Origin of the sequence: Cellvibrio sp. pealriver, from assembly GCF_001183545.1 — a bacterium.
GTDB lineage: Bacteria > Pseudomonadota > Gammaproteobacteria > Pseudomonadales > Cellvibrionaceae > Cellvibrio.
This window is the reverse complement of the sequence record NZ_KQ236688.1, coordinates 3,518,090-3,538,159: the sequence shown is the minus strand read 5'-3', so window position 1 is coordinate 3,538,159 and position 20,070 is coordinate 3,518,090. Positions and strand designations below refer to the sequence as shown.

Sequence of the window (20,070 nt, the reverse complement as noted above, 5' to 3'; positions counted from 1 at the left end):
GGAACGTTCTGCATGGCAGATAATCGCAATTTTGCCGCGTTGGATTGGTTGATCCATGAGATCAGTGAGACGCTGAAAGAAGCGCGCCAAGCCCTCGAAAGCTATGTTGAAAATCCCAAAGATGCCACTCGCATCCGCTTTTGCCTGACCCATATCCATCAGGTTCACGGTAGCCTGCAGATGGTGGAGTTCTATGGCGCAGCCATGCTCGCCAGCGAAATGGAGCAACTCACCCAGGCGATGGTGGCCGGTACGGTTGCCAACAACAACGAAGCACAAGAAGTGCTGATGCGCGCCATCCTGCAATTCCCGCTCTACCTTGAACAAGTAAAATCCAGCCGCAAAGACAATCCGTTAGTCGTACTGCCTCTATTAAATGACTTGCGCGCAGTCCGCGGCGAGAGCTTGCTAACCGATACAAAACTCTTCGTCCCCAACCTGACCCCTGCTAAAAAAGTCAGCGGTGCGCGCTTGCCCGTCACCCAGGACAACGTGCAGTTCCAGGCGATGGTGCTCAAACTGCGCCAGATGTACCAGTACGCCGCCTCGGGTTTTATTCGCGGCGTCAATCCGGAAGAAAACCTTGCCTACCTGCAGAAAGCCTTTTCGCGTCTGCAAAAATTGACACATGGCACCGCGCGTTTTGCACTCTGGGACATATCGCTCGCGCTGGTTGAAGCGATTGAAATCGATGCGATTGAAATCAGCGTTGCAGTGAAAAACTTGCTGCGCCAGCTCGATAAAGAAATCAAAGTGCTCGCCGTGCACGGTATCAAAGCACTCAACAGTTTCACCAACGATGAACTGATCAAAAACCTGTTGTACTACGTCGCCCGCGCCGGTAAACACGCCCCCGGTTTCCCGCCCAACTCCCAATTGCAACGGGTATACGAGACTTACCAGCTGGAAGAAGCCCTGCTGGAGGGCAAAGAAGGCGGCGAAGACACTGAAAATATGCTCTCGGTGCCTGATGCCGAAGCCATGCGTTCAGTCGTGGGCGCACTCAAAGAAGAATTGACGCTGATCAAAAACAGCCTGGATATCTGCCTTGCCGGTGGCGACACCCATACCGCGCTGGGCGATGCCTTGCCTATCGTCAAACGGGTTGCCGATACCATGGCCGTTCTTGGCTTGGGCGATCTGCGCAAACGCATTCTTGAGCAAGGTGCCGCACTGGATCTGGTGGTTGAATCCAACAGCCAACTGACTGATGACCAACTGTTGGCGATTGCCAGCCAATTAATTTCGATTGAAAACGCGCTCGATGGCCTGAGCGAAACCGGTAGTGTCGATAGCGGTAACAGCGATGACTCCGACATTACCTTAAGCCGCGCCAAAGAATCGGTGCTGCGCGAGTCGCGCAATGGCCTTGAACATGCCAAAGACGCGATCATTGAATACATCGCCTCCCAGTGGAACCGCCAGCATCTGCAAACCGTGCCCACTACCCTGCGCGAGATCCGTGGCGGCCTGGACATCATCCCGCTGCCGCGCCCGGCACGTATTCTGGGTGCCTGCGCCCGTTTTATCGAAGAGCAGCTACTTGAACAGGAAGCGACACCCCAGTGGTCTACGCTGGATACCCTCGCCGATGCGATTACCAGTGTGGAGTATTATCTGGAGCGCCTGAGCAGCGGCGGTCGCAAAGAAGAAAATGACCTGCTGTTGAGCGTTGCAGAAGACAGCGTAGCCAGCCTCGGCTACGCCGTGGCTAAAACGACCAAATCGGAACCTGCCGCTGCACTTGAACCAAGCACAGCTGCATATACTGACGATCATAGTCAGATGGCTGAAAGCAGTGACGATGAAGCCGAATTGGCCGCCGCTTATGGCAGTGCCAGCGTTTCCACAGATGACGAAGGCGCAAGCACAGAAGAATCCGGCCAACTGGAAGCTATCTACGCCCAGGCGGTACCCGAACATACGCCAGAAGAACATTTCATTAATGATGGCAGCGCTGAAGACTCCCTCCCCGTCATTGACGTAATGGAGGATGCAGAAGACGAGCCTGAAACAGCGCTTGAGACTGCTGCCAGCAGACCAGAACCCGATTTAATCGCCACCAATAACGCACCGGTTATCCAGCGCGATAATGAAGACATCGACGATGAAATCATCGAGATTTTCATCGAAGAAGCCTCTGAAACCACCGAGACCATTGCCGAGTATTTCCCGCGCTGGGCGCAAAACTTTGACAATGCCGAGGCGCTAACCGAATTCCGCCGCGCCTTCCACACGCTTAAAGGTAGCGGCCGCATGGTAGGTGCCAATGAAATTGGCGAACTGGCCTGGTCGATTGAAAACATGCTCAATCGCGTCATCGACCGCACGATTATCGCCAGTGCTGTGCATGTGCATATCATTGAGAAAGTGCGTCAATTGCTGCCGGGGATGATCGCCGCCTTCCGCGACAACCAACCTTACGCCAACGCCGATTTAGCCGAACGCTATCGCGAACAAGCTCACTCACTTGCCCAAGGTATTACACCGGAAGCGCTGCTCGAAGAAATGGGCGATAGCCCTGCGCCTGTACTGACTTCAGTCGCTATTGATGAGCATCCGCTGGAATTGGCTGATGAGGCCTTGGAAAGAGAGGAAGAAGCCGAATTCGAGCTGGAAGAAGATGCAGCCATCATTCTTGAAAATGATGAGGATGAGCTGGATTACGCTGCCAACCAACCGGAAGAGATTGAACTGGCAGACCTGCCAGTGGCCAGCGTTGAGCCTATTGATGTCAGCAGCAGTGAAGATGAGCTGATTGATTTTGGTAGCGACGAGAAACTCACGCCTTCAGTTATGACACTGGAAGACCAGGTCGAACTGGTAGATGAAGATCAAGCTGTTATTGATGAGCAAGGCAGCGATGAACAAGACATCGCTCAACTCACCCAGGCCTACAGCGAATACCAAACCGCCAACTTCAATTATCAGGAAGCCGGCGACGAGGATATGGACGACCCTGATGCCCAACTGTGGGACATCTTTGGCGCTGAAGCCCTCACCCACCTGCAAGTGGTTGAAGAATATATCGCCCGGATGGAAGCAGAAGCACCGATTTACGAGCCGCCCAGTGAAGGCATGCAGCGCGCCCTGCACACCCTCAAGGGCAGCGCGCACATGGCAGAAGTCACACAAGTGGCTGAACTGGCCACGCCGCTGGAGCGCTTTGTTAAGGAGTTACGCTCATATCACGTCAATATTAACGACGATATCCTCCAATTGCTGCGCGATGCCGTCAGTTACACGCAAACGGCATTGCATCAGATCGAAGCGGGCCAGCCAGTTGATATCCCGCGTCTGCATCAATTTATCGCCCGTGTGCATGAGCTGCGCGACATCCATATCGCCCCGCTGGTCAGCCTGCAAGAGCTTGATGAAAGCGGAAAACGTCCGGTAGATCCTGAGTTGCTCGCCATTTTCATGGCCGAGGAAATGAACCTGCTGCTGGATGCAGACAAAATTATTGCCGAATGGGCAGCCAATCCATCCGATGCGGTGCACCTGATTCCGGTCATGGATGAACTGGGCAAACTCACCAAAGCGGCCGCTCACGCTTACTTGCCAGCGATGGCCGAGCTGAGCGAGAAGATCCACAGTGTGTACGAGATGATCATCGCCGACCAATTGGCCTGCTCGCCATCAGTCTGCGATACGCTCAACCATGCACACGTAGCCCTGCTGGATATGGTCGATGCCATCGCCGCCGGGCAAAACCTGAACGGGATTCCCGATGCGGTCAACGATGCGCTGGATGACCTGTTAAGCACTGAAGCCGTCACTCTGAGCACGTTGATCAACGATGAAATCCCGGTTGTTGAAGATGTCACTTTTGAGGAACTGGTCGCTGAAGCACCTACTCCTGAAGAACCCGTAAGCGACAGCGAAACAGACGAAGCAATCTCTCTGGCCGACCTGGAATATGAAGCTCCAGAGGATATGGTTCTGGAAGACGTATCGCTGGAGCAAGACAAAACCCTTGAACTGGCTGATGAGCCCCTACCGCTGATTGATGAGATCGAGCTTGTCGAGGAAGAAGATCTTCCTTTGGTTGAAGCAACCCTTGAGTTTGAAGAGGAACCGGTTGTAAACGCCGAAGAGGACGATATTGAATCGTTTGCGCATAGCACAGCCGACGACGATTTTGATCCGGAAATTGTTGAGATTTTCCTCGAAGAAGCTGGCGAGCTGCTGGAAGAAATCGACGGCTCGCTCAATGAGTGGCAAGACGACTGGAACAATAGCGACTGTGTAGAACAGCTCAAACGCTCATTGCACACCTTTAAAGGTGGCGCGCGCTTGGCCGGTTTGATGGACTTGGGTGATCTGTCGCACGACTTTGAAACCATCCTGATTGAGATGGATGAAGATGCCGAACTCGATCAATCCTTCTTCAACCGTCTGCACAGCTATCAGGATCGCTTGCACTCCGGTGTAGAGCGCGCCCAGGCACGCATGAATGGCGCGGCGTTCAGTGAAAGCCCAGCGGTTGAAAACACCCATAATGAAAACACCCGCAGTAAAAACATAAGTACAGAAGCCTACGCAGAACCGCCGGTACTGAATGACAGCTATTTTGTAGACGCAGATACCCCGCCTGTCAGCGCCAATGATGACTACGAGTCCGCTGACGGCTCTGCCGATCACGATGAAATCCCTATGTTGGACAACAGTGTTCTCGATAACAATGTTCCGGCTTACAGCAAACCAACCGTGGTGGTGGATAACACCCGCGAGCAGGCTGGCGGCGATTTCGATACCGGCAGCCCGACCCAAAAACCCAATGTGCTCACCTTTGCGCCCAAAGCCAAACCCAACGCACCTGTCGTTCCCGGCTCTATTCCCGGCACCGAATACGGCGGTGGCCTGCGCTCCGGCAATACCGGCCCGGCGCAAGTGCAGCACTTGGCAGCGCGCCGCAGCGGCCCGCAAGAAGTGGTCAAAGTCTCTGCTGAATTGCTGGAAGAACTGGTAAACCTCGCCGGTGAAACCTCCATCAGCCGTGGCCGTATGGAGCAGCAAGTCAGCGACCTGGGCGGTGCCATCGAGGAGATGGATTCCACCATCCAACGCTTGCAGGAACAGCTGCGCCGCCTCGACATCGAAACCGAAGCGCAGGTGTTGTTCCGTCAGGAGCAGATGGCGCAACACGAAGAATTCGACCCGCTGGAGATGGACCGCTACTCGCAGTTGCAGCAGTTGTCGCGCTCGCTGATCGAATCCGCATCGGACTTGATGGACTTGAAATACACCCTCGCGGACAAAACCCGCGATACCGAAACCCTGCTGCTGCAACAGTCGCGCATTAACACCGACCTGCAGGAAGGCCTGATGCGTTCGCGCATGGTGCCCTTCTCCCGTCTGGTACCGCGTTTGCGCCGGATCGTGCGCCAGGCTGCGTCCGAGCTGGGCAAAGAAGTGGATTTCGAGCTGGATAACGTCGAAGGCGAACTGGACCGTACCGTATTGGAGCGCATGGTCGCCCCACTTGAACACATGCTGCGTAACGCGGTGGACCACGGGATTGAAATGCCCGATGAGCGTATCGCTGCCGGTAAGAATCCGAATGGCCGTATCCTGCTGACCCTTGGCCGTGAAGGTGGCGATGTAATCATCCGCCTGATCGACGATGGCCGCGGTATCAACCTCAAGCGCGTGCGCGAGAAAGCGGTTGAACGCGGGCTGATGGCGGCCGATGCGCAGCTAGCCGATCAGGATGTAATCCAATTTATCCTGCACGCCGGTTTCAGTACCGCCGAGAAAGTCACCCAGATTTCCGGCCGTGGTGTGGGCATGGACGTAGTGCACTCCGAGATCAAACAGCTCGGCGGTGCCATGTTTATCGATTCCAACTGGGGCTCGGGTACCGAGTTCACCATCCGCCTGCCGTTTACCGTATCGGTTAACCGCGCCTTGATGGTACAGATTGGCGATGACCTCTACGCCATTCCGCTCAACTCGATTGAAGGTATTGTGCGCGTCAGCCCATTTGAGCTGGAGCACTATTATCAGGACGACAGCGCCCGCTTTGATTACGCCGGTGAAAACTACTTGGTGCGCTACCTCGGCAGCCTGCTCGACTCCAGCGCCCAACCGAAGCTCGATGGCCAAATGCTGCCCTTGCCGGTCGTACTGGTGCGCAGTGCCGAACATACCGTCGCCCTGCAAGTAGACCGTCTGCTCGGCTCGCGCGAGATCGTGGTGAAAACCCTCGGTGCCCAGTTCAGTGCCGTGCGCGGCGTATCCGGCGCAACGGTAATGGGCGATGGTAGCGTGGTGGTGATTCTGGATTTGCACGCCATGATCCGCGAACAGCTGGCACTCGGTCTGCAAAACGCCATCCAGCTCGACCCGCTCCGCATCAGTCCGGCTATCGAAGAAGACCTGTCGGAAAAAACCATTATGGTGGTGGACGACTCGGTAACCGTACGCAAGGTAACCGGCCGCTTCCTGGAGCGCGAAGGCTTCCGCGTGATCTCCGCCAAAGACGGTGTGGAAGCGCTGCAACTGTTACAAGATCATCTGCCCGATGTGATGTTGCTGGACATCGAAATGCCACGTATGGACGGCTTTGAAGTGGCCAAAAATATCCGCACCAGCTCGCGCCTGAAGGATCTGCCGATCATCATGATCACCTCGCGTACCGGTGAAAAACACCGCGAGCGCGCGTTCAGCCTGGGCGTGAACAAGTACATGGGCAAACCCTATCAGGAAGACCTGCTGCTCACCAATATCCATGAGCTGCTCGGCAAAACTGTGAAGTAAGGCGGCGCTTATGCTGCAACTGGGAATACTGGTCGATAGTATCCGCAAGCAGCAAGCGCTGGATCAGTTGGTCGCGCGCTCTGGCCATAAGGTGGCGCGCCACGTGTCCCTGTCGGGAGCCGAATCGGCCAACCAAGCCCTTGCCGGGCAGGGTTCTCTGGCCGAATCAGGGGTCGATGCCTGGCTGGTGGATATCGCCGAAGACTATTGCGATGACCAACACCTGCTAGAGCAGTTATTCGCGCAGAGCCGGGTGCCGATTATCCTCAGCGACAGCAGCGAATTTGCGCCCGGCACTGAAGAACACAATGCCTGGTTGCGCCGCACCGGCATACGGTTGCAGCGGCTGCGGGGCGATATCAACCTGCAGCAGACCAATCCCGCCCATGAGTTATGGGTATTGGCTGCCTCGACCGGAGGGCCCGCGGCAGTAAAACGCTTTTTGGCGCAACTGCCCCCCAACCTGGGTATCGCCTTTTTGTATGTACAGCATATTGATGCAAGTCAGGCCGCCACGCTCAACCGCATGATGAGCAACGCGGGCAACTACCCTGCAATGGTGGCGACACAAGGGTTAGTACTGGAGGCAAACAGCCTTACGCTGGTGACCGCGCGCGATCCGGTAGAAGTATTGGAAAACGGCACTCTGGCGGTGAATTACGGGCAGTCCTGGAAGGGCAGTTATGCGCCTTCCATCGACCAGATAGCTGCTAATGTGGCGCGTATTTACCGCGAGCGTAGCGGGTTGATTATTTTTACCGGCATGGGTGATGATGGCGCGGCCAGTTGCCGCCTACTCAAGCAAGTCGGCGGCAAAGCCTGGGCGCAAGCACCCGATGACTGCACCAGCGATTCCATGCCGGTATCGGCAATCGCGACCGGTTGCATCAGCCTCAGCGGCACACCGGAATATCTGGCACGCGCACTGGCGCAATTGAAACAAACACCGGTTACCAACAACCGACAAGAACAGTATCGACAAGGTCCATCGTCATGAGAGCTCCCCAGCGCATCGAGAAAAAAATACAAGAAGTCGCCAGCCTGCTCATCCCGCTGCAGGGTCGCCAGTTACTCGCACCCAACGTGACGGTGGCCGAGATCGTACCGGTATCCCAGGTTATTCCCGTGCAAGATGCACCGGCGTGGTACCTGGGCAATTGCAGCTGGCGCGAACAAACCATTCCGCTGCTGTCGTTTGAAGTGATGAACGGCGAAGACAAACCCGGCGTCGCCCAACGCTCGCGCTTTGCGGTACTCAACACCACCGGCACCCATGAATCCCTACCCTTTATCGCCATCCTCACCCAAGGCCTGCCGCGTTTGGCGCGTGTGACCGAAGAGGAAATCACCGAGCGTGAAGATGCCGACAACAAACCCTACGAATTAATGCACGTCGCATGGGCAGGCGAAGAAGCGGTGATCCCCAATGTAGAAGCCATGGAGCGCGCCTTTTTGGAATATCTGCATCTGGATAATTAAGCTTCTGTTAAACAACCCGCGAGCCGATAAATCTCGCGGGCACTCCTAAAAATTTTACCGCTCGGTAAAAATTCTCCTCCAAAACACGTAAAACACATTCTTTTTTACCGCTCGGTAAAAAATTAAACGCATTGAACACTATGAACGATCTGATTATTGAAGACCTGCAGATTGGGGATGGTAAAACCGTCGTCAAAGGCGCACTTATCACCACCCACTACACCGGCTGGCTGGAAGACGGCACCGAATTCGATTCCTCCCACCGCCACAACAAACCCTTCCAATGCGTCATCGGCACCGGCCGCGTGATCAAAGGCTGGGATCAAGGCCTAATGGGCATGCAAGTCGGCGGCAAACGCAAACTCCACGTCCCCGCCCACCTCGCCTACGGCGACCGCCAAATAGGCGCGCTCATCAAACCCAATTCCAATCTCATCTTTGAAATTGAATTACTGGAAGTCCTCACGCGGGATGATTAACCCTTGGTTGGTGCGGGCCGCGCAGGCTGAGCCTGCGAACCCCAACATATACATCACCTCTACATCACAAACCCCTTGCACAAATTTCAATCAATGATATACATTGCATAAAATGTATATACATGAAGTTTAAAGGTGGTAATTCATGCAAATCGCCAAATGGGGCAACAGCCTCGCCATCCGCATACCCGCCAACATCGCCAAAGCGCTCGCGCTGAAAGAAGGCGATGAGGTGCAAATTCTGCCTTCCAGCGATGGTTTCGCCGTAACCAAAGACGACAGCAAAACCAAAGCCTTGGAAACCATCGCCAGTTTCAAAGGCCGTTTAAACAAGGATTTTAAATTCAACCGGGATGAGGCGAATGAAAAATAGGATTTTTGTAGACACCAACATCCTGGTGTACGCACTCTTGGACGACAGCCACAAACAACAAACCGCCCTCAACCTCCTGCAATCCGGCTGCGTGATCAGCACCCAAGTGCTAAACGAATTCACCAACGTCGCCCGCAAAAAAGCCAAACTCGACTGGCAAGAAATTCACGCACTGAGCAACGCCATCCAAAGCCTCGCCGAAATAGTCCCAGTGGATGTACCCACACACAACAGCGCACTTACGATTGCGGCAAATTACGGTTACAGCTTTTACGATTCCCTCATCATCGCCGCCGCGAATGAAAGCGGCTGTAATGTGTTGCTTTCAGAAGATATGCAACACGAGCAAACAATCAGTGAACTCAGGATTAGTAATCCCTTTAAGTAGCGCTGTAATGTGATGTATTTTGCAAATTCTTGGCTATAGTGGAAAATTAAGCCATTTATAGGGGTAGAAATAGAAGACTGGCCGCTAAGCAGCCAGAAATATTAGCCAGTCAATACCAAAAAATTAGTTCTTATTGCCTTTGGAAAATTAGAGAGTTTTCAAATATCGCAAAATCTAGGCGGAACTTGTTTTATTTCAGGTGAGCGTTAAATTTTTACTCCGCTTCATAGAAATAATTAATAAACATCAAGAAAAGGATAACACTGTGACAAAAAAAGAATCCGGCTTTTACGCTTATGCTTCGACTCCTACTGACATTGGACAAACAATAGAACAAGCTGTAAAAGCATTAAAAACGAGCTCCAAAATTGAAGTGCAAACATGGAGAGCACTTGATATACCAGGCCATTTTATTTCGGAGAAAGTACTTCAAGGAATAGACAACTGCACATTCCTTATAGCTGATATTTCAATATTGAATTTCAATGTGACTTATGAAATAGGCTACGCAATAGGAAAGCGTAAGAGAATCCTGCTTACTAAAAATAAAAGTATTAGAGATAATGGGCTAACAATAAGAGAAGTTGGCATTTTCGACACACTTGGATATAGCGAATACCAAAACTCAGCCGAATTAAGCAATTTTATTGAATCGGCTAATCATTCTAATCCACTGAATATTCCTAGCAAAATTAACATTAAATCCCCTGTATATCTCCTAGAAGGAATGCACAAAACCGATTGGGCATCCAGAATTGTATCTAGAATTAAAAAAGCTCGTTTCCTGTTTCGATCTTTCGATCCAAATGAGCAGCCTAGATTGTCTGCCAATGACGCGATTGATCAAGTATCCCAATCTCATGGTGTGGTAGTTCCATTACTATCAAATACCACCGTTGGCTCCGAAGTTCACAACATGAGGGGCGCTTTCATAGCAGGTCTAGCAGACGGCATGGGAAAAGCTCTTTGCATCCTACAACAAGGGGACAATCCTGTTCCATTAGATTACAGAGATTTTGTACACACAACTTATCACCCTAACGATATAAATGAACATATCGCAGATTTTGCCGGAAAAGTTGCCGAAGCTTTTCAGCAAGACACAAAAGTTGCTATAACAAGTAATGATACATTTTTACAATCTCTCGATTTAGGTGCAACGTCAGCAGAAAATGAAATGCGGACATTAGAAAGTTACTATTTGAAAACGGATCAGTTTCTTAAAGCACTAAGAGGAGAAGCAAACATAGTTGTCGGTCGTAAAGGGTCAGGAAAGTCAGCAATATTTTTACAAGTAAGAGATCGTGAGAGAAATAAAAAAGGAAACGTAGTTTTAGATTTAAAACCAGATGGTTATAAATTAATTAAATTTAAAGAGCTTATTTTATCATTTTTAGAAGAGGGAACATTCCAACATACAATAATGGCTTTCTGGGAATATGTTTTACTTCTGGAGATATGTTACAAAATTCTTGAAAAAGATAGAGAGCAACATAAACATGACCATACACTTTATGAACCATATAGAGCTTTAGCCGATCTTTATCATGCTGATGGATATGAAACAGAGGGGGATTTTTCTGAAAGAATGGGATCTCTGATGGAGAAAATTTCTACGGAATACCGATCCCAGCATGGAAGTGAAACAAATGTTAGGCTTTCTGCATCTAAATTAACTGAGATGCTTTACTGTCATGACGTGAGAGATCTTTCCAAACAAGTCATAGACTATATGGCAAACAAAGATGTTTGCTGGCTCTTGTTCGATAATATTGATAAAGGATGGCCAACTTCAGGTCTTGAACATGAAGATCTATTGATAATTCGTGGCTTAATCGATGCCACAAAGAAAATAGAACGTCAGTTTGAAAAGTCTAACATTGCAGTTCATACAATTGTATTTTTACGCAATGATGTATACGAACTCCTCGTTCAAGAAACCTCTGATAGAGGAAAAGATGCAAGCGTTCTTCTTGATTGGACTGACCCTGATTTATTGAGAGAGCTAGTTCGCCTAAGAATTGTGTCTAACTCCATCAATGGTAACAATAATTTTGATTCTTTATGGCCTAAAATTTTCGTTAGCCATTATTCTGGAGAAGAAAGCTCACAGTATTTAATTGACCGCTCATTAATGAGACCAAGATTTTTACTAAACCTTATAAATCAGTGCAAAAGTTTTGCCATAAACTTAAACCATGAGCGAGTATTGGAAGAAGATATAGAAAAAGGTCTTATTGCATACTCAACCGATCTTTTGACGGATATTGGATATGAAATAAATGATGTTGAGAATAATGTAGATGATGTCCTTTATGCTTTTATAGGTAGTGCATCACAGCTCAAGAAAAATGAAATCTTTCAAATGCTGGAAAAGTTTGGTGTTGATAATAGCTTTTTCGAAAAAATCTTCGAGCTCTTATTATGGTATGGCTTTATAGGGCTATTGGTTAACGAAGAACCAAAGTATATATATGATTTCAATTATAGTATGAAGCTAATGTCCGGAATGATAAAAAATAAAGGTGATATTGATTATCAAATTAACCCTGCATTTTGGCCTGCCCTTATGATCGAGTCGAGATAAATTAAGTAGGTTGAGCATTGCCGCCCAACCTACAAAACGCTAAATTCCACTTCCATCTAAAATTTTAATAACCACCAAGGCCAACCACCATGCAATGGGATTTTATTATCGCTACCGCTGTTAACTTATCGATCAACCTCGCTTACACATTGCTTGCGCTTTTTATTGGTGTGAAGGCGCTGCTGATTATTGATGAGAAGTTATTAAAAAATATGAGCATTGAAGAGGAGTTGAAAAAGGGGAATGTGGCGGTGGCGATTTTTGCTTCGTCGATTTTGGTGTTTGTTGCGCTGATTGTGACTTTCGGTTTTAAAGGTTAGGGCGTAAACGCGGATGAGCCGCAAACATAAAAAAAGTGCACTTTCGTTTGGCAGCCTGTTCCAGATTTTGGTGGCGATTGCCGTGGTGATGTGGCTGCGCGATTTGCGCAGTGGGGATGACCCAACGATTGCAAACTTGTTGGCGCAAAGCCAGAGCGCGAATGCGGCTATGCCTGTTGGTTTGGAAAATAGTGGCCCTGCACCGGGTGAGGTGGTGATTAACCAAACCCAATTCCATTACACCAGCGAACAACTCAGCGGACTTATTCAACGTTACGATCCAAACCCACGCAACCCTGCGCCGATTGGCGGCGTGTATTTTTTTCATCTGAACGGGATTAAAAACGCGACTGCGATTGCGCCGGGGCTCGACCAGCGCGCGCATATCGTGAATGCGTTTCTGGAGGGTTTTAGCCCCTTCGCGGTCGATAATGTGTGGATGCCGCTGTATGTGATCGCCAAGCGCAAACACTACATGTTGGACAGTCTGAATTACGGTAAGGAAGAACTCTGGCAGACCAGCCGGCAGGCGTTCTTTATGCCGCATGGCGACTGCGAAGACCACGCGATTGTGCTGGCGGATTGGTTGATCGATATGGGGTTTGATGCGCGAGTGGCGCTGGGTAAACACCAGAGTGATGGCCATGCCTGGGTGGTGTTGGTGCATGAGGGCAAGGAATTTATTCTGGAGGCGACGCAAAAATCCCGCCTCAGCACCGGTACGCCCTACCCGCTCGCGGCGACCTTGCCGGACTATCATCCCACCGCGCAATTTAACCGCACTGCGTTTTGGATCAACACCGGCAGCAGTTTTACTACCCGCTACACCGGCGCTCACTGGGTGGAGCAAAGCCATTATTCGCCGCTATCGTCAGCGGATAACTCTGCTTCACCCTGAATGCGTCATCCTCGCGTAGCGGGGATCCATAGGTCATTCGATTTATTGGCAAGCTGGACTCCCGCAAGCGGGAGTGACGATGGTGGTTAAATTCAAACGCCAGTGCCCTAAAACTTCTCCGTTGTCGCCCAGCGTTTACCCATTCCAATCCCGAAGCATTCCAACCCTACGTAATCGGTCTTGAATCGCTCGACCCAAAGTGCGATTGCTATTATATTTAACCAAATGGTTGACAATTATTAGCTGCAGGAGAATACTTAACCACATGGTAAACAATCAAGCTGAACAACTGGATGCCGTCTTTCACGCCCTTGCCGACCCCACGCGGCGGGCGATGATCGCGCGGTTGGCGCAAGCGCCTTGCGGCATTACCGAACTGGCCGCGCCGTTTGATATGACGCTCGCGGCGATTTCCAAACACATCAAAGTGTTGGAGGGCGCAGGCTTGGTAGTGCGCAGTATTCAGGGGCGCAACCACACATGCCAATTGGATGCGCGCCCGATGCTCGGCGGCATTGAGTGGCTGCGCCATTACGAACAATTCTGGAACCAACGGCTGGATGCACTGACCGCCGCGCTGCTGGCGGAAGATCAGGCAGCAGACAGCAAAACGAATCAATAACGGGTCGATGCGGAATCACCGGGTCAACCCATCACCACAATTGGCGCTATGCCAAAGGAGCTGAAGATGAACGACTACGGTGTATTAACCGCCCCGGATACCTTACACATTGAACGCCTGCTGCCCGGCCCGATTGAGCGGGTGTGGCAATACCTGACCGATTCTAACAAGCGCGCCACCTGGCTGGCGGCGGGCAATGTGGAGCAGAAGGTGGGTGGCAAGGTGGAGCATACCTTTCGCAATTCCGAGCTATCGCCCGAGCACGACATACCACCGCCCAAATACGCCAGCTGCGCGGGCGATGTACCCATGCTGGGCAAAGTGACCGCGTGCGAGCCATTGCGCCTGCTCAGTTATATCTGGAATGCGGGCTCGCCCGAGGAGTCCGAAGTGAGTTTTGAACTCGCCCCACAGGACGACAAGGTCAAACTCACCGTCACCCATCGCCGCCTCACCAATGCCAATGAACGCTTGAGCGTCGCAGGCGGCTGGCATACCCATCTCAATATTTTGCGCGATCGATTGGAAGGCAAAACCCCGGAGGGATTCTGGAAAACCCACACCCGTTTGGAAGCGGAATACGCGCAGCGTTTGGCGGGATGATTGGCTTCTGCCGGATCATCGTCCAACTTACGTAACACTATTTAAATTACGTAACTGTATTTAACTTACGTAACAATAAAAGTTGCATAAGTCGATTTTATGGATTATCTTTTCACGTAACTGATTTAGTTACGTGAAATTCCGCCGTAACATCCGGCGAATAAGAGGTGATCCATGAAACGCGATTCCAGACTCTCGGGCGTGCTGCACGTCCTCCTGCATATGGCCGAGGTGGGTACGCCCATGACCTCGGACGCGCTGGCGAAAATGATGAAGACCAACCCGGTGGTGATCCGCCGGGTGCTCGCCGGGCTGCGTGAGCATCAACTGGTCTGCTCGGAAAAAGGCCACGGCGGCGGTTGGAAACTCTGCCGCGAGCTGGACACCATCACCCTGCACGACATCTACCAAGCGCTGGACGAGCCAACATTACTGGCGATGGGCAACCGCACCGAGTCGCCCGGTTGCCTGGTGGAAGAGGCCGTTAACAACGCGCTCAACAATGCCTTTGCCGAGGCCGAAGCCCTGTTACTCGCGCGCTTCCGCACCGTCACCCTCGCCCAACTCAGCGCCGATTTCCACCAGCGCATGCAAGCGCGCGGGTTTTCCGGCACCCATGAACATTCCCTTTTTCCCGATGATTCTCCTGCGGATGCAGAGTGAGGTAACAGCATGCAAACAACTTACGATGTGATTGTGATTGGCGGCAGCTACGCCGGTATGGCCGCGGCACTGCAACTCGCGCGCGGTCGTCGCCGTGTGTTAGTGATTGATGGCGGTGTGCGCCGCAACCGTTTTGCATCCCACTCGCACGGCTTGCTCGGGCAAGATGGAAAATCGCCCAGCGCCATCGCCGAAGAAGCCAAAGCGCAACTGCTGGAGTACCCCAACCTGACCTGGCTGCAAGGCTTGGTCGATTCCGCTGAAAAAACCGGCGAGCGTTTTACTGTCACTATCGCTGACAACAAAATCGGCAACAACACCTTCACCGCCAAGCGGTTGATCCTCGCCACCGGTGTGAGCGACCACCTGCCCGCCATCACCGGCCTGCAAGACCGCTGGGGCAAAACCCTATTCCACTGCCCCTACTGCCACGGCTACGAATTAAACGAGGGCGCACTCGGTGTGCTCGCCGTCAGCGAAGCGTCGTTCCATCAAGCCATGCTGATTCCCGATTGGGGCCCCACAATATTATTCACCAACAATTGCTTCACGCCCAACGCAGAACAGTGCGCACAACTCGCCGCACGCGGTGTGACAATCCAAACAGAAACCGTAACCGAAGTGGCGGGCGAGCAATCAATTATTGTGAAACTCGCCAATGGGCGCTTGGTGGAATTAGCGGGATTATTTGTCGCATCACTCACGCAACCTTCAAACCGCATCGCGCAGGATTTAGGTTGTGAAATTGCAGAAAGCCCGATTGGTTTTTACATCAAAACCGATGAACTCAAACAAACCTCCGTACCCGGCGTATTCGCCTGCGGCGACCTTGCCCGCCCCATGGGCAGCGTCACCTTCGCCATTGGCGATGGCGCACAAGCAGGGTTTGCAACACATCGGTCGTTGATTTTTGGAACTTGGTGACAGTGGCTCTTAAAAATTGGCAATTATGATTGTTGAAATTTGAAACGACCGCTTAAGCGGTCGTTTTTATTGTTGGTCTAATCTGTAGAATTTTTTAATAAGGATTGAAATAAAGTATCTATCTAAAGCATTAGGTGATGTAATCCTCATTTCATTACTATCAAAATGATTACAATTCAAAAAGGAAATTTTTTAAAACAAAGGGAAATTTATATGTGTATAAAACAAAGTGTAGGTACCGGTGGTGCCAATCAAAAAATAGACGTAAAAATCATCCAAGCAGCACTTAATCTCTCTCGTTCCTCAGCATTTCAATTAACCGAAAAGCTAAGTATCGATGGCAGCATAGGTAAAAAGACTGTCTCTGCTATCGAGCACTATCAAGCCTCTGTCGTAAAAATGCATCGTCCAGACGGTAGGATTGATCCGCATGGAAACACGTTAAGACATTTAAAAAAATCCATTTCAAAAGGGTTGAGCATGGATGCACTCATAGCGATCATGGCTCATGGCAGCTCAAATAGTGTAAAGAAATACCACTCACTACTTGCTAAACAGCTCCCTATCTACAATATCAATACCCCTCTTCGAACTTCCCATTTTTTAGCACAGATCGGACATGAAAGTATGTCGCTAACCTATACAGAAGAGATAGCAACTGGATCAGCTTATGAAGGAAGAAAAGATCTGGGCAACACTCATAAAGGGGATGGCACTCGTTTTAAAGGACGAGGATTAATTCAGTTAACCGGCCGAAAAAATTATTCCGATTATGGTTTTTATGCCTGTTTAAACTTACTCGCTAAAGGAAATGAAAATCTAATATCTGCACACCCATCAATAGCACTTGATGCAAGCATTTGGTTTTGGAATGTGCGCAAACTAAATCAACTATCAGACGCTGATGATTTAAAGGGGGTTACTAGACGAATAAATGGTGGATATAACGGACTTGATGATAGGCAAGCATATCTAAACAGAGCAAAATTCTTCTTACTTTAGGACTATACAATGAAAAAAATATTACCCTTTTTGTCATTAGTATTTCTACAATCCTGCTTGGCTCAGGAGATAAAAACATCAAACAATACTTGTGAGTTTTCATTTGAAAAATTGGATCCATGCTCCTATCAAATAAACTCAAGTCCTATTATTGTGACGATAACAACGACTTCCATAGCTGATGATGAAAAGTTGATTGCTCAATTAGTTACGAATGTGAACGAAAATTCACAGATACTCACAGTTATAGAAAATACATCTCTGTTTGAAGGAGACATTGGCTATGTTTCTTTTGCAGATATTAACTTCGATGACGTACCTGATTTGGCAATTACTACCAGCTTCGGTACACCCAATCTCTATTTGGATTATTGGGTATTTGATTCAGCTACCCGGCAATACGTATATGTGGGCAATTATTCTGAATTTACGCTGGATAAGAAAAACCAAACGGTTACTACAACAGTAAAAGACGCAGCTGACAGTTACACAACAACAAAGTGGTACTGGCAGGGAACTGAATTAAATAAAAAATAAGCATCACACGTAAGTGATGCTTAGCGTTTCATTTTTAGTAGGCTACCGAGTAATGCATTAACTGAATTACTCTATCCCGCACAACACTCGCTTTATATTGTCCGCGACTGATACTGGACGAACTACCGAAATCGGCTTTCGTCCAAGTATTTTCAATAAACTCAAATTCAAAGTCCCGATACTTGATCCAATTAACTTGGGAATCTTTCAGCTGCTTTTTCTGATCCTCTGGAAGTTTTGAACGAAGGTTCTGATAAACAGTGTTAAGTTCTTTATCTAGAAACTCCAAGTAACTCGTGTACGCCAGCAAATAATCCCGATAGCCGTTGTTTGGATTTTCAGCTGCTGCAATTAAAGACTTTTCTCTAGCTTTAAACTCTGCAACCAAATCTGGTGCATCGGGATTATCAATTGCAAAGGTTATATTACTAAAAGATAGCAGTACGAATACTGTCACTATCAGCCATGAATTAGTGTTTCTTCTCATTTTCTTACTCCTACTTAATTTGAATTTTCCTAATACACTATCTATTACCATTTCACTTACGCCGCAAAATCAAACGTATCACAAAGAAAATTAGTTTTTGCAGCGTAATTCTGATCCCTAATTTAACGTTATCCTGATCTTCGAGCCTGTCATGTTGGGGTTCGTGCCTCACCCCAACCTACATTAATTGCGGATCTTTGAATTAAAAATCCCAAACGCTGAATTCAAACGCTCGGCAATATCAGTGTGACTTTTTGCTTTGAGTATTTCCATTATGCATTCAGCGGTACACAAACCACCTTCGGGTTGGTTGCGCCTGAGTTGATACTGGGACATTTGCTGCGGGTTAATTTGTGCTCTGGGCAAATTTTTTAGGTAGGGGCTGCGATTGAATATTTTGCGCGCTTCTTGCCAGGTGGCATCGAGCAAAATGATATTTTCAAAGGATTCAATTGGTGCAACATCGGCATCATCAAGCGGGTAAAGCAATACCGTATTACCTTGATTGATTGCATTTAATAAAGACGGGTTAGGTTCGTTTCTCGCCCAGACTATTCGCTCTACGATTTCCGGCGCAACATTCTGTGCCAACACACCGGTGTTAGTGGGGCGCAATAGTTCGCGTTCATGGGTGAGTAAGAATATTTTCATTTACTAGCTATTTGTCGTTTTTCCATAACGCATCCATAGGAACTGCAAAACAGTTTGGTTGTGCAAGCGGTAAGGTATTACTTCCGCTATAGAACAAAACACCACCTTGAAATTGTTTTCCTGCTTGTGCAGCCAGGCGGTTAAGTCCCGCTCCATCTTTTGGCTGGACGCTTGCTGCTTTTTTTACTTCGACTCCCCAGACTTTTTTACCTTGCTCTATTACAAGATCGACTTCAACTTGGTCTTTATCCCGATAGTGAGAAAAACGCAACTCTGAATCAAGCCACGTTGATTGTGTCATTAACTGCTGTACTACAAAAGTTTCCAAGAGTGCACCAAAATCGGTGCTGAAATCGTTCCATTGATTTGCCTCCAGGTTGCAGAAGGTGGCGGCAAGGCCGGAATCTACCAAATGAATTTTGGGTGTTTTAATTAATCGGTTGCTATCGTTTTTATGCCAGGCAGGAAGGCGGCGAACTAAATACAATCGTTCAAGAATAGTGAGATATTTTTCTACCGTCTCGCGTCGCATTTGCAATTCATTGGCGAGACTACTGACATTCAATAAATTCGCAGTTCGGTAAGCCAGCATCTCGAATAGCTTAAGCATTTCTGCTTCATCACGAATTGCAGCTATATCTTTTACATCGCGCTGAATAATGGCATGGATATATTGACGGTGCCATTGCCTTGCACGATGTTGCGTACGCGCAATAGGCTCAGGATAACCGCCGCGACACACCACATTGGCAAGATCGGCAATAATTTTTTGCTCACCTTGAATTGAAGCGGTGATTTTGTTTGATAACAACCGCTGCAGGAACGAACCCGCTCCGCCCTGTATTTCCTGTTCAGCAAGAGGCAGAAGATTTACGACTTCCATTCTCCCAGCTAAAGACTCTTGCGCACCCGGCAACAACAGAAGATTGGCCGATCCGGTCAGCAAAAAACGACCTGGTTTGCGATTGGCATCTACCGATGCCTTGATGGCAGGTAATAATTCAGGCGCACGCTGGACTTCATCGAGGACAACATACTCAGGCAAGGCCTGGATGAAGCCCGATGGATCTTGCTTTGCAGTAGCAAGCAAGCTCGTATCATCGAAATTAATGTAAGCATGATTGGGACAGTAATGACGAGCCAAGGTGGTTTTACCCACCTGACGAGGCCCCAACAGGCAAATCACTGGGGTATCAGCAAGGATTTCTGCCAATTTTGCTGCGATCAGGCGTGGGTATGCTGTAGTCATAACTATCCATAGGTAAATTGGAAAGCGATATATTACCGTCCAATTG

18 protein-coding genes are annotated in these 20,070 nt (G+C 49.4%); 15 read left to right on the top strand and 3 right to left on the bottom strand.

Going from position 1 to position 20,070, the window contains the following annotated elements; genetic code table 11:
- Positions 1 to 12: 12 nt before the first annotated feature.
- The 15 genes from VC28_RS15410 (at position 13) to VC28_RS15340 (ending at position 17,637) form a co-directional block, all read left to right on the top strand.
- A complete protein-coding gene (locus VC28_RS15410; protein WP_049631426.1) occupies positions 13 to 6,762 on the top strand; it encodes a hybrid sensor histidine kinase/response regulator in 6,750 nt (2,249 codons plus the stop codon).
- A 10-nt stretch (positions 6,763 to 6,772) separates the two neighbouring features.
- The gene (locus VC28_RS15405) at positions 6,773 to 7,759 is read left to right on the top strand and encodes a chemotaxis protein CheB (RefSeq protein ID WP_049631425.1); all 987 of its coding nucleotides are present in this window, start codon (positions 6,773 to 6,775) and stop codon (positions 7,757 to 7,759) included.
- Positions 7,756 to 8,241, top strand: coding sequence for a chemotaxis protein CheW (locus tag VC28_RS15400; protein ID WP_049631424.1), 486 nt, complete (start codon positions 7,756 to 7,758; stop codon positions 8,239 to 8,241). The genes VC28_RS15405 and VC28_RS15400 overlap by 4 nt, the downstream gene beginning before the upstream one ends.
- 140 nt (positions 8,242 to 8,381) lie before the next feature.
- The gene (locus VC28_RS15395) at positions 8,382 to 8,720 is read left to right on the top strand and encodes an FKBP-type peptidyl-prolyl cis-trans isomerase (RefSeq protein WP_049631423.1); all 339 of its coding nucleotides are present in this window, start codon (positions 8,382 to 8,384) and stop codon (positions 8,718 to 8,720) included.
- Between the two features lie 145 nt (positions 8,721 to 8,865).
- Entirely contained in the window at positions 8,866 to 9,093 is a 228-nt protein-coding gene (locus VC28_RS15390; RefSeq protein WP_049631422.1) for an AbrB/MazE/SpoVT family DNA-binding domain-containing protein, read from the top strand.
- Positions 9,083 to 9,481 (top strand): PIN domain-containing protein, encoded by a 399-nt coding sequence (locus tag VC28_RS15385; protein WP_049631421.1) that lies wholly within the window; start codon positions 9,083 to 9,085, stop codon positions 9,479 to 9,481. The genes VC28_RS15390 and VC28_RS15385 overlap by 11 nt, the downstream gene beginning before the upstream one ends.
- A 265-nt stretch (positions 9,482 to 9,746) precedes the next feature.
- A complete protein-coding gene (locus VC28_RS15380) occupies positions 9,747 to 12,068 on the top strand; it encodes a P-loop ATPase, Sll1717 family (protein WP_049631420.1) in 2,322 nt (773 codons plus the stop codon).
- 89 nt (positions 12,069 to 12,157) lie between these two features.
- Complete coding sequence (locus VC28_RS15375; protein WP_049631419.1) at positions 12,158 to 12,388, top strand: DUF350 domain-containing protein; 231 nt, start codon at positions 12,158 to 12,160, stop codon at positions 12,386 to 12,388.
- 13 nt (positions 12,389 to 12,401) lie between these two features.
- Entirely contained in the window at positions 12,402 to 13,286 is an 885-nt protein-coding gene (locus VC28_RS15370) for a transglutaminase-like domain-containing protein (protein WP_053094215.1), read from the top strand.
- A 265-nt stretch (positions 13,287 to 13,551) separates the two neighbouring features.
- The gene (locus tag VC28_RS15365; RefSeq protein ID WP_082191565.1) at positions 13,552 to 13,908 is read left to right on the top strand and encodes an ArsR/SmtB family transcription factor; all 357 of its coding nucleotides are present in this window, start codon (positions 13,552 to 13,554) and stop codon (positions 13,906 to 13,908) included.
- A 66-nt stretch (positions 13,909 to 13,974) separates the two neighbouring features.
- Positions 13,975 to 14,511, top strand: a complete 537-nt coding sequence (locus VC28_RS15360) for an SRPBCC family protein (protein WP_049631418.1) — start codon at positions 13,975 to 13,977, stop codon at positions 14,509 to 14,511.
- Between the two features lie 174 nt (positions 14,512 to 14,685).
- A complete protein-coding gene (locus VC28_RS15355; protein WP_049631417.1) occupies positions 14,686 to 15,174 on the top strand; it encodes an Rrf2 family transcriptional regulator in 489 nt (162 codons plus the stop codon).
- Positions 15,175 to 15,183: 9 nt separating this feature from the next.
- Entirely contained in the window at positions 15,184 to 16,098 is a 915-nt protein-coding gene (locus VC28_RS15350) for an NAD(P)/FAD-dependent oxidoreductase (RefSeq protein ID WP_049631416.1), read from the top strand.
- Between the two features lie 165 nt (positions 16,099 to 16,263).
- Entirely contained in the window at positions 16,264 to 17,100 is an 837-nt protein-coding gene (locus VC28_RS19335; RefSeq protein WP_053094214.1) for a glycoside hydrolase family 19 protein, read from the top strand.
- Between the two features lie 9 nt (positions 17,101 to 17,109).
- The gene (locus VC28_RS15340; RefSeq protein WP_049631415.1) at positions 17,110 to 17,637 is read left to right on the top strand and encodes an XAC2610-related protein; all 528 of its coding nucleotides are present in this window, start codon (positions 17,110 to 17,112) and stop codon (positions 17,635 to 17,637) included.
- Positions 17,638 to 17,671: 34 nt separating this feature from the next.
- Here VC28_RS15340 and VC28_RS15335 read toward each other — a convergent pair whose 3' ends face one another.
- From VC28_RS15335 to VC28_RS15325, 3 genes are all read right to left on the bottom strand, one after another.
- Positions 17,672 to 18,124, bottom strand: a complete 453-nt coding sequence (locus tag VC28_RS15335) for a lysozyme inhibitor LprI family protein (RefSeq protein WP_049631414.1) — start codon at positions 18,122 to 18,124, stop codon at positions 17,672 to 17,674.
- A 183-nt stretch (positions 18,125 to 18,307) separates the two neighbouring features.
- Entirely contained in the window at positions 18,308 to 18,775 is a 468-nt protein-coding gene (locus VC28_RS15330) for a tRNA-uridine aminocarboxypropyltransferase (RefSeq protein WP_049631413.1), read from the bottom strand.
- Positions 18,776 to 18,782: 7 nt separating this feature from the next.
- Positions 18,783 to 20,024, bottom strand: coding sequence for an ATP-binding protein (locus VC28_RS15325; RefSeq protein WP_049631412.1), 1,242 nt, complete (start codon positions 20,022 to 20,024; stop codon positions 18,783 to 18,785).
- Positions 20,025 to 20,070: the final 46 nt, after the last annotated feature.

Bases quoted from the DNA above. Each gene is read 5' to 3' on its own strand.
- VC28_RS15410 (WP_049631426.1), top strand. From the start codon at position 13: ATGGCAGATAATCGCAATTTTGCCGCGTTGGATTGGTTGATCCATGAG.
- VC28_RS15405 (WP_049631425.1), top strand. From the start codon at position 6,773: ATGCTGCAACTGGGAATACTGGTCGATAGTATCCGCAAGCAGCAAGCG.
- VC28_RS15400 (WP_049631424.1), top strand. From the start codon at position 7,756: ATGAGAGCTCCCCAGCGCATCGAGAAAAAAATACAAGAAGTCGCCAGC.
- VC28_RS15395 (WP_049631423.1), top strand. From the start codon at position 8,382: ATGAACGATCTGATTATTGAAGACCTGCAGATTGGGGATGGTAAAACC.
- VC28_RS15390 (WP_049631422.1), top strand. From the start codon at position 8,866: ATGCAAATCGCCAAATGGGGCAACAGCCTCGCCATCCGCATACCCGCC.
- VC28_RS15385 (WP_049631421.1), top strand. From the start codon at position 9,083: ATGAAAAATAGGATTTTTGTAGACACCAACATCCTGGTGTACGCACTC.
- VC28_RS15375 (WP_049631419.1), top strand. From the start codon at position 12,158: ATGCAATGGGATTTTATTATCGCTACCGCTGTTAACTTATCGATCAAC.
- VC28_RS15370 (WP_053094215.1), top strand. From the start codon at position 12,402: ATGAGCCGCAAACATAAAAAAAGTGCACTTTCGTTTGGCAGCCTGTTC.
- VC28_RS15365 (WP_082191565.1), top strand. From the start codon at position 13,552: ATGGTAAACAATCAAGCTGAACAACTGGATGCCGTCTTTCACGCCCTT.
- VC28_RS15360 (WP_049631418.1), top strand. From the start codon at position 13,975: ATGAACGACTACGGTGTATTAACCGCCCCGGATACCTTACACATTGAA.
- VC28_RS15355 (WP_049631417.1), top strand. From the start codon at position 14,686: ATGAAACGCGATTCCAGACTCTCGGGCGTGCTGCACGTCCTCCTGCAT.
- VC28_RS15350 (WP_049631416.1), top strand. From the start codon at position 15,184: ATGCAAACAACTTACGATGTGATTGTGATTGGCGGCAGCTACGCCGGT.
- VC28_RS19335 (WP_053094214.1), top strand. From the start codon at position 16,264: ATGATTACAATTCAAAAAGGAAATTTTTTAAAACAAAGGGAAATTTAT.
- VC28_RS15340 (WP_049631415.1), top strand. From the start codon at position 17,110: ATGAAAAAAATATTACCCTTTTTGTCATTAGTATTTCTACAATCCTGC.
- VC28_RS15335 (WP_049631414.1), bottom strand. From the start codon at position 18,124: ATGAGAAGAAACACTAATTCATGGCTGATAGTGACAGTATTCGTACTG.
- VC28_RS15330 (WP_049631413.1), bottom strand. From the start codon at position 18,775: ATGAAAATATTCTTACTCACCCATGAACGCGAACTATTGCGCCCCACT.
- VC28_RS15325 (WP_049631412.1), bottom strand. From the start codon at position 20,024: ATGACTACAGCATACCCACGCCTGATCGCAGCAAAATTGGCAGAAATC.